Origin of the sequence: Bacillus sp. 41-22 (assembly GCF_025809295.1) — a bacterium.
GTDB lineage: Bacteria > Bacillota > Bacilli > Bacillales > Bacillaceae_G > Bacillus_A > Bacillus_A mycoides.
In genome coordinates, this window is the sequence record NZ_CP084035.1 from 614,227 (window position 1) to 629,626 (window position 15,400).

The 15,400-nt window shown below is 35.9% G+C and carries 13 protein-coding genes; 7 read left to right on the forward strand and 6 right to left on the reverse strand.

From position 1 onward, the window contains the following. Nucleotides 1-2: 2 nt before the first annotated feature. Nucleotides 3-1,352, reverse strand: coding sequence for a peptide MFS transporter (locus tag LCF45_RS03120; protein ID WP_002125164.1), 1,350 nt, complete (start codon nt 1,350-1,352; stop codon nt 3-5). 379 nt (nt 1,353-1,731) lie between these two features. Further along, the gene (locus LCF45_RS03125; RefSeq protein WP_002125165.1) at nt 1,732-2,700 is read right to left on the reverse strand and encodes an ABC transporter substrate-binding protein; all 969 of its coding nucleotides are present in this window, start codon (nt 2,698-2,700) and stop codon (nt 1,732-1,734) included. 172 nt (nt 2,701-2,872) lie between these two features. Here LCF45_RS03125 and LCF45_RS03130 point away from each other — a divergent pair, with 172 nt between their 5' ends. The 3 genes from LCF45_RS03130 to LCF45_RS03140 are packed head-to-tail and all read left to right on the forward strand — an operon-like array spanning nt 2,873 to nt 5,766. Continuing rightward, nucleotides 2,873-3,877 carry a FecCD family ABC transporter permease gene (locus tag LCF45_RS03130; protein WP_002029732.1) on the forward strand — a complete coding sequence of 335 codons (1,005 nt, stop codon included), beginning with the start codon at nt 2,873-2,875 and terminating at the stop codon, nt 3,875-3,877. Beyond that, nucleotides 3,874-4,932 (forward strand): FecCD family ABC transporter permease, encoded by a 1,059-nt coding sequence (locus LCF45_RS03135; RefSeq protein ID WP_002125167.1) that lies wholly within the window; start codon nt 3,874-3,876, stop codon nt 4,930-4,932. The genes LCF45_RS03130 and LCF45_RS03135 overlap by 4 nt, the downstream gene beginning before the upstream one ends. Nucleotides 4,933-4,944: 12 nt before the next feature. Further along, nucleotides 4,945-5,766 carry an ABC transporter ATP-binding protein gene (locus tag LCF45_RS03140; RefSeq protein ID WP_002167083.1) on the forward strand — a complete coding sequence of 274 codons (822 nt, stop codon included), beginning with the start codon at nt 4,945-4,947 and terminating at the stop codon, nt 5,764-5,766. Between the two features lie 183 nt (nt 5,767-5,949). On the opposite strand, the gene LCF45_RS03145 is transcribed toward LCF45_RS03140, so the two are convergent. Beyond that, entirely contained in the window at nt 5,950-6,681 is a 732-nt protein-coding gene (locus LCF45_RS03145) for a class I SAM-dependent DNA methyltransferase (RefSeq protein ID WP_002125173.1), read from the reverse strand. 212 nt (nt 6,682-6,893) lie between these two features. Here LCF45_RS03145 and LCF45_RS03150 point away from each other — a divergent pair, with 212 nt between their 5' ends. From LCF45_RS03150 to LCF45_RS03160, 3 genes are read left to right on the forward strand one after another with little or no spacing between them, the layout of a single operon-like run. After that, a complete protein-coding gene (locus LCF45_RS03150) occupies nt 6,894-8,084 on the forward strand; it encodes a glycine C-acetyltransferase (RefSeq protein ID WP_000095918.1) in 1,191 nt (396 codons plus the stop codon). A 44-nt stretch (nt 8,085-8,128) separates the two neighbouring features. Then, entirely contained in the window at nt 8,129-9,094 is a 966-nt protein-coding gene (locus LCF45_RS03155; protein ID WP_002125175.1) for an L-threonine 3-dehydrogenase, read from the forward strand. A 60-nt stretch (nt 9,095-9,154) separates the two neighbouring features. Continuing rightward, nucleotides 9,155-9,577, forward strand: a complete 423-nt coding sequence (locus LCF45_RS03160; RefSeq protein ID WP_002090992.1) for an NUDIX hydrolase — start codon at nt 9,155-9,157, stop codon at nt 9,575-9,577. Between the two features lie 40 nt (nt 9,578-9,617). On the opposite strand, the gene LCF45_RS03165 is transcribed toward LCF45_RS03160, so the two are convergent. The 3 genes from LCF45_RS03165 to LCF45_RS03175 all read right to left on the reverse strand — a co-directional run bounded on the left by LCF45_RS03165 (nt 9,618) and on the right by LCF45_RS03175 (nt 14,055). Further along, complete coding sequence (locus LCF45_RS03165; protein ID WP_002029726.1) at nt 9,618-11,501, reverse strand: vWA domain-containing protein; 1,884 nt, start codon at nt 11,499-11,501, stop codon at nt 9,618-9,620. A 3-nt stretch (nt 11,502-11,504) separates the two neighbouring features. Continuing rightward, on the reverse strand, nt 11,505-12,398 hold the full coding sequence (locus tag LCF45_RS03170) for an ATP-binding protein (RefSeq protein ID WP_000892986.1): 894 nt from the start codon (nt 12,396-12,398) through the stop codon (nt 11,505-11,507). 127 nt (nt 12,399-12,525) lie between these two features. Continuing rightward, the gene (locus tag LCF45_RS03175) at nt 12,526-14,055 is read right to left on the reverse strand and encodes a cardiolipin synthase (protein WP_002169170.1); all 1,530 of its coding nucleotides are present in this window, start codon (nt 14,053-14,055) and stop codon (nt 12,526-12,528) included. A gap of 380 nt (nt 14,056-14,435) precedes the next feature. On the opposite strand from LCF45_RS03175, the gene LCF45_RS03180 reads away from it, so the two are divergent. Beyond that, complete coding sequence (locus LCF45_RS03180; RefSeq protein ID WP_002125182.1) at nt 14,436-14,765, forward strand: hypothetical protein; 330 nt, start codon at nt 14,436-14,438, stop codon at nt 14,763-14,765. Nucleotides 14,766-15,400: the final 635 nt, after the last annotated feature.

Sequence of the window (15,400 nt, forward strand, 5' to 3'; positions counted from 1 at the left end):
TACTATTCCATCATATGTGCAATTTTCTTAGAGAACATAAGAAGTACTAATCCTAGCAAGATTACGATAACACCGATGCTTGCGAATACTTCTAAATATCCTAAAGATTGAGTGAAAGCAGCTAATTGTCCTGCTAATAAGTTTGCACAGCCAGTACCAGCTAACCATACACCCATTAATAAAGATGCTAATTTAAGAGGAGCGATTGCACTTACCATAGATAATCCGATTGGTGATAAGAATAATTCACCAATTGTATGGAACATGTAAGTGAACACAATGAACAGTAAGTTTGCTTTCATTGTAATGTTACCTTCATCGCTACCAGTTTTTAAAACAGCTAAAGTTAGAATTAAATATCCAACTCCTAGTAAAATCATACCTAATGCCATTTTTGTTGGGATTTTTAAATCACCATTTTTTGTTTTTGAAAGTTTAATCCATAATGCAGAAACAGGTAATGCTAATAAGATGATGAACAATGGGTTTACAGATTGGAACCAAGGTGTTGGAATTGTAAATCCACCAATTGTACGATCTACGAATTTATCTGTATAAAGTGTTAAAGAACTACCAGCTTGTTCAAATCCTGCCCAGAAGAATACAACGAAACAAGTTAAAATTAAAATTGCAGCTGTACGTTTTTTCTCTTGTGGTGTTAAAGGTTTTTTCTCAATTACTTTTGCGTTTTGCTCTTTAGATTGTTTACCGACAACAGTTGTTCCGATTGTACCTAAGTAACGAGGCGCTAAGAAATTAAAGGCAATCTGACCAATGATCATACCGATACAAGCTGTTAAGAATCCGTATTTATAATCTGTGAAATAACCGCAAATGAATGGAGCGATAAAAGCTCCTAAGTTAATTCCCATGTAGAAGATAGTGAAGGCACTATCACGACGAGAATCATTTTCGCTATATAATTGACCTAATAAAGTCGAAATATTTGGTTTGAAGAATCCGTTACCGATAACTAATAATCCTAAGCCTAAGAAAAGTCCAGTTTTAGTGTTCATGGAAAATAGTACAAAGTTACCAAGTGCCATAATGATACCACCGATGGTAATGGCGTGTCGTTTCGTAATGAAATGGTCAGTTAGCCAACCACCAATAATCGGTGTGAAGTATACTAACATTGTGAAAATACCGTAAATCTGTACAGCAACTGCTTTATCAAAGCCTAAACCGCCACTTACTAAGCTCGTTGTTAAATAAAGAACTAATAAGCCACGCATTCCGTAATAACTAAATCTTTCCCATGCCTCTGTAAAGAACAACAAATATAATCCTGGTGGATGTTTTTTTGGTGATTGTTGCTCTCCAGCTTTGTCTAATTTTAAAGCTGCATCCATGTTTGTTTCCCCCTAATCCTGTATAACGGATATTTATGTAATTATTTTAATTCACAAAATATTTAGAAGTCAATAGAATTATATGGAAATAGCAAGAAAATTTATGAAAAAATCTATTTTTCTTCAACCGTTATTATATTTTTCCCTGAAAACAAGATAATAAGCGTTTTCAAATGTAGTAATTGAATTCTAAAATAAAGTAAAATAGTGATAAATCAGAAAATTTAGATTAAAATATTTATTCTGATATAGAGAAAATATACTATATTTACTTTTATAATATAACATATCGGGAATAAAAATACAAAATGAAATAATGTGACACTTCAGTGAAATGAAAAAACCAGCTCCATAAAAGAGGGAGCTGGTTACAATGAAATTATTTAACAAAGCGTTTTTCAATGTCGTCTAGTAGTAAGTTAGCAGCCATTACACCGCCAGCTGTATTCCAAATAACGTCGTCAACCTTGTATGCTTTTCCGTTCTTTACTGCATTTAAGTTTTTAAAGAGAGGGTCGTTTATATATTCTTTTTCTAGTTCAGAACCTTTTTTCTCATTGCCTTTATCGAATGTGAAGTAGAATAATACATCGCCATCCATTGCCGAAATACGCTCTTTAGATACGTTACGTTCTGCGAAATCATCTTTGTTTTGATCTCCAGGACGTTTAAATCCAAGTTCTTTTAAAATAACACCAGAGAATGTATCGCCATGATAAATACGAACATCACCAGGCATAAAGCGTACCATAGAAATTTCTTGATTTACTGTATCACCAAGTTTGCCTTTTAAATCTTCCATACGTTTTCCGTAATCAGCTAAAACTTTTTGACCTTCTTTTTCCTTATTTAAAGCTTTTGCATAAAATTTGAAGTTATCTTTCCATTCACCACGTAATGTTTCCGAGAAAACAGTAGGTGCAATAGCTTTTAATTGCTCATACACTTTTTCGTGGCGCATTTTGTTACCGATAATTAAGTCTGGTTTTAAAGAAGCGATAGTTTCAACGTTAACTTGTCCTTCATCGCCAACAACTTTTACATCTTTCATTTTATCCTTAATATGCGGATACCATGGGTCACCCGTCCAAGACTTTACAGCCCCAACTGGTTTTACACCTAATTCGAGTAAAGCTTCAGTTCCTTCATTAGTTAAAATAACTACACGTTTTGGATTGGCAGGAACTTCTGTTTTACCCATTGCGTGCTCAACCGTAATCATTTCTTTTTTATTATCTTCTTTTGTTGATTCTTCTTTGTTATTTGATTTTCCACAAGCACTTAAAAGAAGTGAAAAAGCTAGTAAAAATACAAATACTGTAAACGATTTCTTTTGCATGAAATTCATTATGTACCCCCTGCATGTTGAGAATATTTTTCAATAGCAAGCATGATATTAAGCCTTTATCTTTGGATTGTCAATATATATTACTGAAAATAGTTCTCATTATCGTTGACAATGAGAATTAAGTTGAAATACACTTACAACGTATCATTATACATTGAAGGGGAAACGCTGCATGTTATTAAAAACAAATCAAGCAAAATGGATTGGATTACTTGTTGGAATCATTGCAGTCGTTATTTGTATTTGGGGAAGCATTATTTTCGGATATACAAATACGAGCTGGAAATTAGCTTTAGATGCTTTTTTCCATTTTAATGGTTCAAATGAGCATATTATTATTCAAAATGTGCGTCTACCAAGGGCGTTAATTGCAGCAAGTGTTGGTGCTAGTTTAGCCATTGCAGGTTGTTTAATGCAAACTTTAACAAAGAATCCGCTTGCTTCTCCAGATTTTATTGGATTAAATTCAGGCGCTGCGTTCTTTATAGTTGTAGCAATTGTACTCTTTTCCGTGACATCATTATCAGCTTTCACATGGATTGCCTTTTTAGGAGCGGCAGTTGCAGCAGTACTTGTATTTGCCTCTAGTTCTTTAGGAAAAGAAGGGACAACGCCTCTTAAGTTAACATTAGCAGGTGTAGCGATAAGCGCTTTATTTTCATCATTAACACAAGGGTTACTTGTATTAAATGAAAAAGCATTTGAAGAAGTGTTATTTTGGCTTGCCGGATCTGTGCAAGGAAGAAAGTTAGAGATTTTACAATCAGTATTCCCGTATTTATTAATAGGCTGGATTGCATCTTTTATGATGGCAGGGAAAGTAAATACATTAATGATGGGGGAAGATGTTGCAAAGGGGCTCGGACAACGAACGATTTTAATGAAATCATTCGTGTTACTTATTATTGTACTGTTGTCTGGTGGTTCAGTTGCGGTTGCTGGTCCAATTGGATTTATTGGCATCGTTACTCCTCATTTCGCAAGAGCTCTTGTTGGGGTAGATCACAGATGGAGAGTACCCTATAGCGGATTGTTAGGTGCAATACTATTAATCTTGGCTGATATAGCAGCAAGATATGTCATTATGCCACAAGAAGTACCAGTAGGGGTTATGACAGCATTTATCGGGGCCCCATTCTTTATTTATATTGCACGTAAGAGAGGGCTTAGCAAATGAAGAAGTATATTCCGTTTCGTATTGGAAAAGGCGAGCTCTCGTTTTTAATGTATAAACGAGCTTGTCTCGTCTTATTGAGTTTACTAGTTGTTTTAATAGGATTATTTTTTGCGAGTGCAGGTATGGGGGATATGAAAATTGCTCCTTATGATGTATGGCAAGCGATTACCGGAAATGGTGATGCGATGTCAAATATGGTTGTAAATAAATTTCGTATGCCGCGTATTTTAATTGCTATCCTCGTAGGAATTGCGCTTGCGGTAGCGGGCTGTATTTTACAAGGGCTCGTTCGAAACCCACTTGCTTCTCCTGATATCATCGGAATTACGGGCGGGGCAAGTGTTGCAGTTGTACTCTTTTTAGCTATATTTAGTGATAAAAACAATGCGTTAACAGTAAGCATTCATTATATGCCGCTAGCAGCTTTTGCTGGGGCAACAATTGTAGCGTTTTTTGTATATTTATTTGCCTGGAAAAATGATGGATTATCACCGATTAGTCTTGTTTTAATTGGTGTTGGATTTTGGGCATTAACGAAAGCAGCAACAACTTTATTTATGTTGTTAGCACCAATTTATCAAGCAAGTCAAGCGAATGTATGGATCACAGGTACTGTTTATGGCTCTTCGTGGCAAAATGTTATGGTACTTGCGCCGTGGGTTCTCATTTTAACGACAATATCATTTATCGCTGCGAGACATTTAAATGCACAAGAGCTAGGGGATGATATAGCAGTGGGACTTGGTGTTCCTTTAACGAAGTCGCGTGTATTTATGTTGTTACTTAGTACAGCTTTAATTGGCGGGGCAGTTGCCTTTGCAGGAGGAATTGGATTTGTTGGTTTAATGGCACCTCATATTTCGCGAAGATTAGTTGGTTCTTTCTACGGTGCATTGCTCCCAGTTGCGGCGATTATCGGTGCAATTCTAGTACTCGCTGCAGATTTAATTGGGCGTACAGTTTTCACACCACTTGAAATTCCAGCAGGGGTATTTACATCAGCAATTGGTGCACCTTATTTTATTTATTTACTTTATAAAAGTCGGAATTCATAAAGGGAGATGAATATGCAAAAAGCATTGGAGACGAAACGCTTGACGCTGTCGTATGGTGAAACGATTATTATTGATGAGCTGAATTTAGAAATTCCAAAAGGGGAAATTACAATCTTCATCGGTTCTAACGGTTGTGGGAAATCAACTTTATTACGTTCACTAGCTAGATTATTAAAGCCAACAACCGGTGACATTTTGTTAGATAATCAAGCAATTCAAAGTATGCAAACGAAGCAAATCGCTCGTCAAATGGCGATTTTACCGCAAGGGCCACAAGCACCGGAAGGACTTACGGTATTACAACTTGTAAAGCAAGGACGTTATCCATATCAAACATGGCTGAAGCAATGGTCCGAAAAAGATGAGGAAATGGTACAAAAAGCGCTTGCTGCAACGGGTATGACAGAATTTGCTGAGCGTGATGTTCATGCCCTTTCAGGTGGACAACGTCAACGTGCTTGGATTGCAATGACCCTTGCACAAGATACAGATATTATTTTGCTTGATGAGCCGACTACATATTTAGATATGACGCACCAAATTGAAGTGTTAGATTTATTATTCGAATTAAATGAAACAGAGCAAAGAACGATTGTTATGGTATTGCACGATTTAAATTTGGCATGTCGTTATGCAGACAACATTGTAGCTATTCAAGATAAACAAATATATGCGCAAGGTAAACCAGAAGAAGTTATTGACCAGAAGTTAGTTCGGGATGTATTCCGTATGGAGTGTCAAATAAGCGCTGATCCGTTATTTGGGACACCGCTCTGTATCCCGCATGGAAGAGGAAGACGTGTACTTAAAGAGGCTGTTCAGGCGATGAGATAACGAAAAAAGACGATGAGGATTCATCGTCTTTTTTACCCCGCATTAACGGGCAGTAAGATCCCCATCTCAAAATCCAGCGAAAGCAAAGAAGCTGGTTGGGGGATCAACTGCCCGTAAAAGCCCGATTGGTGCGGGCTAATAATCAGTGGGGGATGAACATCCCCCACTGATTAAAGTTTCACTTTATTTTCGGCAAGAAAATAATAGAAAAAGGGGAATACGTAAACGTCGTTCATATTCTTCTTCATCTTGAAAACAGTTTCGATTTGGTGTAGCTTCTTTTAAGCTTATAATCGTAAATCCGGCTTGTTGTAATAATGTAAAATATTCTTCCGTAGTCCGGTGATATTTAATAACTTCTTGATCAATCCATGGCTCAACTCGTTTTCCTGTTTCGAAATAATCATCGACGAGCCAACTAGTTCTTTTACCACTCGTTTGCAAGCTTTCAAATGAAGAGGTAATAACGGGATGTTGAACGCTAAAGGTGAAGGTTCCGTTTGTTTTTAAAGTTTGAAACACATTTTGAAAAATGATATCAAGGTGTTCAATATAATGTAAGGCGAGTCTAGATGTTACTAAATCAAAAGTAGAAGGAGGGTATGTGTAGTCTTTGAGGTTTAAAAAATGAACGGTGCCATTTTTATTTTCTAGTTGTTTTTTAGCTTTTTCATACATAAGCTCGGAGCCTTCAATACCAGTGTAAGAGTGGCATCCATGTTCTAATAATTTTTCGCCGAATTTAGCATCACCACAACCTAAATCGAGGATTTGTTTTCCTGTTACATTGCCAATGAGCTGAAAGAATGCTGGTTTTTCAAGGGATTCGTTTGGACTATTTTCTCGATATCTTCGCTGCATATATTGCTCTAAAAACGATTCGTTATTATATACATCAGATTCAGTAAATGCCATTTTAAAAGCCTCCTAAATATTTTTTTAATTCTATCAAATATGAAAAGTAAATGATAGATTTCTTGTAATGAATCATTTATAATTTAAAATTGTAAGCGGTTTCTTTAAACTATTTTTCTATAATAAATTCTGAAAACGTGTTAAGCTAGTAGAGGGATTATTAGAACTATTAAGATAATAATCCGCTTACATGAACGATGGGAGGCTTCACGATGTCTAGTAAAACACTTGCAAACTTTTTAGAAGAAAATTTAGAGGATTTAAAATCAAAGGGGCTTTATAACGTAATTGATCCGCTTGAAAGTCCAAATGGACCGATTATTACAATTGGCGGAAAAGAATATATTAACTTATCTTCAAACAACTACCTTGGATTAGCGACTGATAATCGCTTACAAGAAGCAGCAATTGGTGCAATTCATAAGTACGGTGTTGGAGCAGGAGCTGTTCGTACAATTAACGGTACTTTAGATTTGCATATTAAATTAGAAGAAACAATTGCAAAGTTTAAACATACAGAAGCAGCAATTGCTTATCAATCAGGATTTAACTGTAATATGGCAGCGATTTCAGCTGTTATGGATAAAAATGATGCGATTCTTTCAGATGAATTAAACCATGCATCTATTATTGATGGTAGTCGTCTATCAAGAGCGAAAATCATCGTTTATAAGCATTCTGATATGGAAGATTTACGCAAAAAAGCAATCGAGGCAAAAGAATCAGGTCTTTATAATAAATTAATGGTTATTACAGACGGTGTTTTCTCAATGGATGGAGATATTGCAAAATTACCAGAGATTGTTGAAATTGCAGAAGAGCTGGATTTAATGACATATGTAGATGATGCACACGGTTCAGGTGTACTTGGCAAAGGTGCAGGTACTGTAAAACATTTCGGCCTTTCTGATAAAGTTGATTTTCAAATTGGTACATTATCAAAAGCAATTGGGGTAATTGGTGGATATGTAGCTGGGAAACAAAACTTAATCGATTGGTTAAAAGTGCGTTCACGTCCATTCTTATTCTCAACAGCTTTAACACCAGCTGATGCAGCTGCTTGTATGAGATCAATTGAAATTCTAATGGAAAGCACAGAGTTACACGATCGTTTATGGGAAAATGGTCGCTATTTAAAACAAGGGTTAAAAGAACTTGGCTTTAACATTGGAGAAAGTGAAACACCAATTACACCTTGTATTATTGGTGATGAAGTATTAACACAAGAATTTAGTAAACGTCTAAATGAAGAAGGCGTTTACGCAAAATCTATCGTATTCCCAACCGTAGCAAAAGGAATGGGACGCGTTCGTAATATGCCTACAGCAGCTCATACGAAAGAAATGCTAGATGAAGCAATTCGTAAGTATGAAAAAGTAGGGAAAGAAATGGGTATCATTTAAGTAACGACATCTTTTGAATAGCTTGCAAATGGGGAGTGGGAAAAATGAAAAAAATTCTAGTAACCGGTTCTTTAGGGCAAATTGGTTCTGAACTAGTAATGAAACTTCGTGATGTATACGGCGCATCAAATGTTATTGCAACAGATATTCGTGAAACAGACAGTGAAGTAGTAACGTCTGGTCCATTTGAAACGTTAGATGTAACGGATGGACAAAAATTACATGATATTGCAAAGCGTAATGAAGTAGATACAATTATTCATTTAGCGGCTTTACTTTCAGCAACTGCAGAAAAAAATCCGTTATTTGCTTGGAATTTAAATATGGGCGGACTTGTAAATGCATTAGAAGCAGCACGTGAATTAAACTGTAAGTTTTTCACGCCAAGTTCTATCGGTGCATTTGGTCCATCAACGCCAAAAGATAATACACCACAAGATACAATTCAGCGTCCTACTACGATGTATGGGGTAAACAAAGTAGCAGGAGAATTACTATGTGATTATTATCATCAAAAGTTTGGCGTTGATACGCGCGGTGTACGTTTCCCAGGCTTAATTTCTTACGTAGCTCCTCCAGGAGGCGGAACAACTGACTATGCAGTTGAAATTTATTATGAGGCGATTAAAAAAGGTACATACACCTCATACATTGCAGAAGGAACATACATGGACATGATGTATATGCCAGATGCTTTACAAGCAATCATCTCATTAATGGAAGCTGATCCAAATAAACTAGTTCATAGAAATGCGTTTAACATTACAGCAATGAGCTTTGAACCAGAGCAAATTGCAGCATCAATCCGTAAACACATTCCGAACTTTACAATGGATTACGCAGTAGATCCAGCTCGTCAAACAATCGCTGATAGCTGGCCGAACTCTATTGATGCAACAGCAGCAATGAAAGAGTGGGGCTTTAAAGCAGAATATGATTTAGACAGAATGACAACTGATATGCTGGCTAAGTTAAAAAAAAAGCTCGCATCTGAGTTAGTAATGAATTAATAGGAAGAGCCGATTCTTAGGAATTGGCTCTTAATTATTTTAGGAAGGGAGAAAAGCAACATGCAAAGAGTTGATGTTGTATATGCATTAATACACGATAGCGAAAAAGATAAAATATTAATGGTACATAATATAGAACAAAACGTTTGGTCATTGCCAGGCGGGGCTGTTGAAAAAGGTGAAATACTAGAGGAAGCACTAGTAAGAGAAGTGAAAGAAGAGACAGGTTTAACTGCCGCACTCAGTGGACTTGTCGCATTAAATGAGAAGTTTTTTGAAGAGAAAGGACATCATGCATTATTTTTTACATTCCGAGCAAATGTAGTAACAGGTGAACTTCGTGCAGAAGATGAAGGAGAAATTTCCGCAATCGAGTGGGTAGATAGAAAAATCGCGAATGAGCGATTCCCATACTACGATGGAGGGTTCGAATTATTATTAGAAGTTTCCATTCCATACAAGTTTCAACCAGAAACAAAGTAAGTTAACGAAGAAAAACAGGGGCCTCGGGGCTCCTGTTTTTCTATTCAATCGTCTTCAGTAATAGTTTCTTCAACAATGGTTTAATCTTCAGGCGTAAATCTTCAGCATGATTTGCAACTAAGAAGTGATGGTTATAAATGTTTTTCATTAGTTGATAAGTCGCTTCTTTCGCTTCGCCTTCTTCGATAAAGATGCCGATTACTTCCATACCACTTTTACGAGCAAGTTTGACTGCTTCGTGCGTATCTAAAATTCCGTCTTGTTGATAGTCTAGTGCAGAAGGTTCACCGTCTGTAAAGACAAGTAAGAATTTATGTTTTTCTGGTCTTTTCGCAAGCTTTTCGGAAACGATACGAATAATATACCCGTCGCGGTTATCTTCTTCTTCGCGAAGTTGCATAATTTCTGGACCGACGTTTGGTAACGTTGAGTTTTTATACGTAACAACTTCATGGATAACGTTCGGTTTATCTTCAGGTTTAGCACTAGAAGCATCTTCCCAAAATCCACTAATAGCGTGCGGGATTTTTAAAGATTTTAAAGCTTCATGGAATAGGACCACACTCTTCTTCGTTTCTTCCATTTTGTTATACATAGAACCAGAGCAGTCCACTAATAGTTGGAATGCAACGTCGAGCTCTTGTGATTCTTGTCCTTTTTTATAAAACATACGCGGCTGCTTTTCAGTATAAATACGAAGGAATTTCTTACGAAGCCTTCCGTAATATTTATCACTGTTTGCATTCGTTTTGTTTTCAATTGTTTTTTCGATAATTTTCTTTAATTCTTTTACATCTTTATTAACGACTGATTTGATAGCTTGGTAATCTTTTTTCTCATCAGGATTCGATTTGCGAGCTTCTTTAAATGTATGAGAAGCTCCCACATTATACTTGCCGTATGCACCGTCGTTTTGGCTAGAAGCATGAGACGCTCTTGCTTCCTCTGTATCAGCACCATCAAAGTTAGATTGTGTACTTTTTTGGGAAGTACCTTGTACAGAACCAAGTGCTTGGTCACCATCTTCTGATTCACGAGCAGTATCACCCATCATATTTGTTTTTGTTCCGCTTTCTAAATCAAAGCGTAAAAAGTTCTCGTTTTCATTGTTTTTATTTTCACGGTGCCATGTCGAGAAGCTTTCATCCATTTTGTTTTTGTTATCATCGTCATCTAGGAGCTGCGTATCATCATTTGCTAATTTTTCAGCGCGACTGTCTTTCTCATCTGCAATCACAGATAAATAAAGCGGTGCATGTCCGAAATAATTATTAAGCATATCACTTTCAAGAAGTCCTTCTAAACGATAGCGAATTTTCTCAACAATATACATAATATCTTCCGTATTACGAGCTTGGAATGTTTCATGCAAAATTGATTCAATTTGCTCGAAATATTCATTATTAAACATTTCATATTTATCACTCGTTAATGAAAGATAGCATAGACAAAATAGACGATCACCGTGATAGTTACGAACACGATTTATTTCATTTTGTGAGCCAAAGTAATTGCGATACATTTCTTTTCGGCGTTTAAAAATATGTTTTGTGCCAGGACGTAAATTTTTGACGATTTCCTCAACACGTAAATCTTCTAATAGAACAAATAATTGTGTTAAAAACTTTTTTAGCGGCGATTCTTGTAACTCAATCGCATAAGAACGAATTAAAGTCATGTCCGAGTAATGTTTATTACCAAGTGCCTTTAAGAACACTTCGCTTTTTAATCCGATTACTGTATCCTCTTCTTTTCGATCATCCCAAAAGTGACTAATGACAACCTTTTTTTCAATTTCGTCGTAGTATGCTTTATAGCCATACTCAAGATAGGCATCGTCTTCTTTTAGAAGAGCATACATTAAGTTTTCCATTTGTAGAAACAGCGACGCATCAATTTTTTTGTCACTAAAAATTTGTCTCATGAATTATCCCTCAAAGAAATAACTTTCTGCTAATTCACGGACAGTCATTTGTTCTGTTTCATCGTTTAATTTTGCGATAATACTACGTTCAATTGCACGCATAACAGGAATATATACACCTAAATCACATGCATCGATAATGCCACGAATACTAGCTGCTTCTTCACTTACGCGCCCATCACGAGCTAAAGGCATAAGATCGCTTGCGAATGCAACGAACTTTTCAATTGTTGCAACATCATTTAATTTTGATTCAGATAGTAATAGTTCTTTTAATGTATCACCTTGAATGTAAGGAACTTCAATAATAACGAAACGGTTTTTTAACGCTTCGTTTAGTTCACTTGTCCCAACATAACCTTCGTTAATCGCAGCAATTACGCGATATTCGTCATCACCGTATACAACTTCTTGTGTAAATGGGTTTGTAATCATTTTACGGTAATCTAACGCACCATGAAGAAGTGGTAACGTTTCAGGTTTTGCCATATTGATTTCATCAATATAAAGGAAATGACCGTTTTTCATTGCCTTCATAAGAGGACCGTTAACGAACGTAACTTCAGATGCGCCGTCTTTTGTTTGTAATGTGTTGTATCCTAAAATACCTTCTACATCTAAGTCGACAGAACAGTTAATGCTATGCATTGGTTTTTGGAATAAAGAAGAAAGAGTTTCCGCTAGTACTGTTTTACCACTACCAGTTGGCCCTTTTAATAGAATGTTTTTACCAAGTAAAAGTGCTGTAATGGCATCTTCAATAATGCTATTATCAGATGCTTTATATATTTTCTTGCCAATTAAATGTGCATTTTCACCAGCTTCTTGTTTATTCTTTTCATGAATTGTAGAAAGCTGCTGTTTTAAATCAGAATGTATATGAAATTGTTCTAACATGTATTTCCCACCTAACATTATTTTCATAAAGTAATACATCTTATGATAACTTGTTTTAATATGGTATGCAAAGAAAAGGAGAAGGGGGAAATATAAAAGAAAAAGCAATCAATATCACATTGATTGCTTATAGTAAAGGAGAAATGAGTCGCATAAAGGACTCTAATATTCGTTTTTTGATACTTCTTTTTTGGAACGAGTTCCATTTAATTTCAGTGGAGTGTTTAAAGTCTTCTTCAAAATCGCGTTTAATATCATGAACGGTTTCTGATTCATATAGTACGCTAATAATTTCATAATTCAATTCAAAGCTACGTACATCCATATTTGCTGTTCCGATTGTTGCAATTTTATCGTCAACGAGTACAATCTTTGCGTGCATAAATCCATCTTTATAACTGTAAATAGAAGCACCAGCTTTTAAAAGTGGAGTGAAATAGGATTGAGATGCTTGATCGCTAATAATACTATCACTCTTACCAGGATATAAAATGCGTACATCTATGCCAGATATTGCACTTAAGCGTAATAATGTTAAAGTTTCTTGATCCGGAATAAAGTATGGTGTAGCGATCCAAATAGATTTTTTGGCTGAGCCCATAACAGCTAGTAATGTATTACGAATACTTTTATCATCTGAGCTTGGTCCACTTGCTACAATTTGCACCGCACCTTCTGCATCCGGAATTTCTTTTCCTGGGAAGTAGTGTCTATTCATAAATTGATCCCAAGAATAAGTATTCAATCCACTAGACGCATAAAGCCAATCTTCTAGAAAGATGGCTTGTAATTTATACAATGCTTTTCCTTCTATTTTTAAATGACTATCACGCCAAACAGGGAATTTTTTTGAGCGACCAAGATATTCATCACCGACGTTGAGCCCGCCGGTAAAACCAATTTCTCCATCTACAATGACGATTTTACGGTGATTACGATAATTAACTGTCTCGAGTAACCAAGCTGAAAAAATAGGGTCAAATTCGACAATTTCAATTCCAGCTTTTTTCATAGGTTGTAAAAATCGTCGTCTTAACGTATTACTTCCGAGTCCATCATAAAGGAAGCGTACAATAACACCATCTTTTGCTTTTTGTATTAAAGCATCTCGTACTTTTGTACCAATCTCATCAGATTTATAAATATAGTATTGAATATGTATGTGATGTTTTGCATTCTCGATTGCGTTCAAAATTTCTGAAAAGGTTTGATCACCGTTTGTTAAAAGTTTTGTTGTCGTTCTATCTGCGGCAGGCCCGCCTCCGAATTTTTGTAGGACTTCTGTTAAATGTATAGAACGTTCATGTAATGGGACTGTGAGTGATAATTCTAGTCGTCTTCCTTCTAATATTTCGCGGAATAACTTTCTTTGTTCTTCTGAACGATGAAGATGTTTTTTTCTTCTCCAACGGCTACGCCCGAAAATAGAGTATAAAAGTACACCTACAACAGGAAGAAGTGCTAATACTAAAAACCACGCTAAGGTACTTTGGGGTGATCTATTTTCGATAAAAATAACGAATGAAATTCCTACGATTGTGATGGACCATAGAGCACCAACAAACGTATATAACGAAATAACCGATGTATTTAATAGGAAAAGAACGATAGATACGATTGTAAATATTAATAATAATTGAACGATAGGTTTCTTCATTTCTATAAAATTCCTCAAATCTTTCTTAAATATAGACTTCTTATATAAAAGGTGTAATCTGACATTCTTATTATAAAGTGTTTTGTTTTTTTTACAAAATATAGACATTTCCCCCATGCTTTCCGCATTTGTCCTACATACAGTATATTATTACATTTTTATATAGAAAAGGGGATGAATAAAATGTACGATCTTCCATTTGGTGGGTTTGTACATTCTCCATTTTTAGGAGGAGGATTCTTTCCTGGAAGGGGCTTTACTTAGTCCTGCGTTTGGTTATGGCGGATATTGCTATCCATACTATACGGATTATTAACAGTATCCTTACTATTCATACAACACATATTAAAGTAGGGAAATTGAAAAGGAGAGGAAGAGAAATGAACTATATGCTAAATCACGGAGGATATTATCGTAATCATCATGGTGGGGGAGGGCATAATCACCATGGAGGGCATAATCACCATGGAGGACACAATCATTATGATCATCATCATCATCACGGTGGTGGATGGGGCTGGGGTGGCGGCTCGTGGGGCGGAGGATTTTTCCCAGGAAGTTTTGCTGGAGGCATGTTAGGTGGGCTTACAGCTGGCGCATTAACGGGTGCGGCAGGTGGAGGCTACTATCCAGCACCGTACCCAGTAACATACCCAGCACCATATCCAATGCCATACCCGGGTTATCAGCAAATACCATATCAGTATTAAACTAAAAAAGAGGATATCCTCTTTTTTAGTTTAATAATTTATTTATAAAATATTTCCAAAAACAAGGTGAAAATATGTTAATATTTTGTTATTATGATTCAATATGTTAAATGCAAATTTTGGCTTTATCCCGCTATTTGTGGGCAGTAAAACCCCCACCTCAAAATTCAGCTGGAACAAAGAAGTTAGGTGGAAGCCCTGCTACCCGTAAAAGCCCGATTGGTGATCAGTTGGGGTGAACAAAACCCCCACTGATTAAAGTTTCACTTTATATTATTATTCGTGAATCGTTGCATTTTGTATATTAATCTCTATTTCATTATGTATCGGCAGTTAGATTTACATCTTAACATTTAATGAAATAAAAGAGGTTAGGTGTGAGGTCGTATTAGTAGGGAGCAGGGGCTAATAGTGATGAAATTGTCACTTTACAAATTCAAAGAATTTAAGAGAATACTGTATAATAAGCTTAGATAAGTAGAGAGATGAGAAGCTTCTACTATAATTAAAACAGCACCATATTGCTTTTTTTTATAAATAATATTATGTTATTTTAATCGGCCTATTTAGAAAAAAATTGTGATTTATCCCGCATTAACGGGCAGTAAGACTCCCACCTCAAAATTCGGTGAATG

What these genes read in the sequence shown, in the direction of transcription:
- LCF45_RS03145 (WP_002125173.1), bottom strand. Translation starts at nt 6,681, where the DNA reads ATGGCATTTACTGAATCTGATGTATATAATAACGAATCGTTTTTAGAG.
- LCF45_RS03130 (WP_002029732.1), top strand. Translation starts at nt 2,873, where the DNA reads ATGTTATTAAAAACAAATCAAGCAAAATGGATTGGATTACTTGTTGGA.
- LCF45_RS03170 (WP_000892986.1), bottom strand. Translation starts at nt 12,398, where the DNA reads ATGTTAGAACAATTTCATATACATTCTGATTTAAAACAGCAGCTTTCT.
- LCF45_RS03180 (WP_002125182.1), top strand. Translation starts at nt 14,436, where the DNA reads ATGAACTATATGCTAAATCACGGAGGATATTATCGTAATCATCATGGT.
- LCF45_RS03140 (WP_002167083.1), top strand. Translation starts at nt 4,945, where the DNA reads ATGCAAAAAGCATTGGAGACGAAACGCTTGACGCTGTCGTATGGTGAA.
- LCF45_RS03150 (WP_000095918.1), top strand. Translation starts at nt 6,894, where the DNA reads ATGTCTAGTAAAACACTTGCAAACTTTTTAGAAGAAAATTTAGAGGAT.
- LCF45_RS03125 (WP_002125165.1), bottom strand. Translation starts at nt 2,700, where the DNA reads ATGAATTTCATGCAAAAGAAATCGTTTACAGTATTTGTATTTTTACTA.
- LCF45_RS03135 (WP_002125167.1), top strand. Translation starts at nt 3,874, where the DNA reads ATGAAGAAGTATATTCCGTTTCGTATTGGAAAAGGCGAGCTCTCGTTT.
- LCF45_RS03160 (WP_002090992.1), top strand. Translation starts at nt 9,155, where the DNA reads ATGCAAAGAGTTGATGTTGTATATGCATTAATACACGATAGCGAAAAA.
- LCF45_RS03175 (WP_002169170.1), bottom strand. Translation starts at nt 14,055, where the DNA reads ATGAAGAAACCTATCGTTCAATTATTATTAATATTTACAATCGTATCT.
- LCF45_RS03155 (WP_002125175.1), top strand. Translation starts at nt 8,129, where the DNA reads ATGAAAAAAATTCTAGTAACCGGTTCTTTAGGGCAAATTGGTTCTGAA.
- LCF45_RS03120 (WP_002125164.1), bottom strand. Translation starts at nt 1,352, where the DNA reads ATGGATGCAGCTTTAAAATTAGACAAAGCTGGAGAGCAACAATCACCA.
- LCF45_RS03165 (WP_002029726.1), bottom strand. Translation starts at nt 11,501, where the DNA reads ATGAGACAAATTTTTAGTGACAAAAAAATTGATGCGTCGCTGTTTCTA.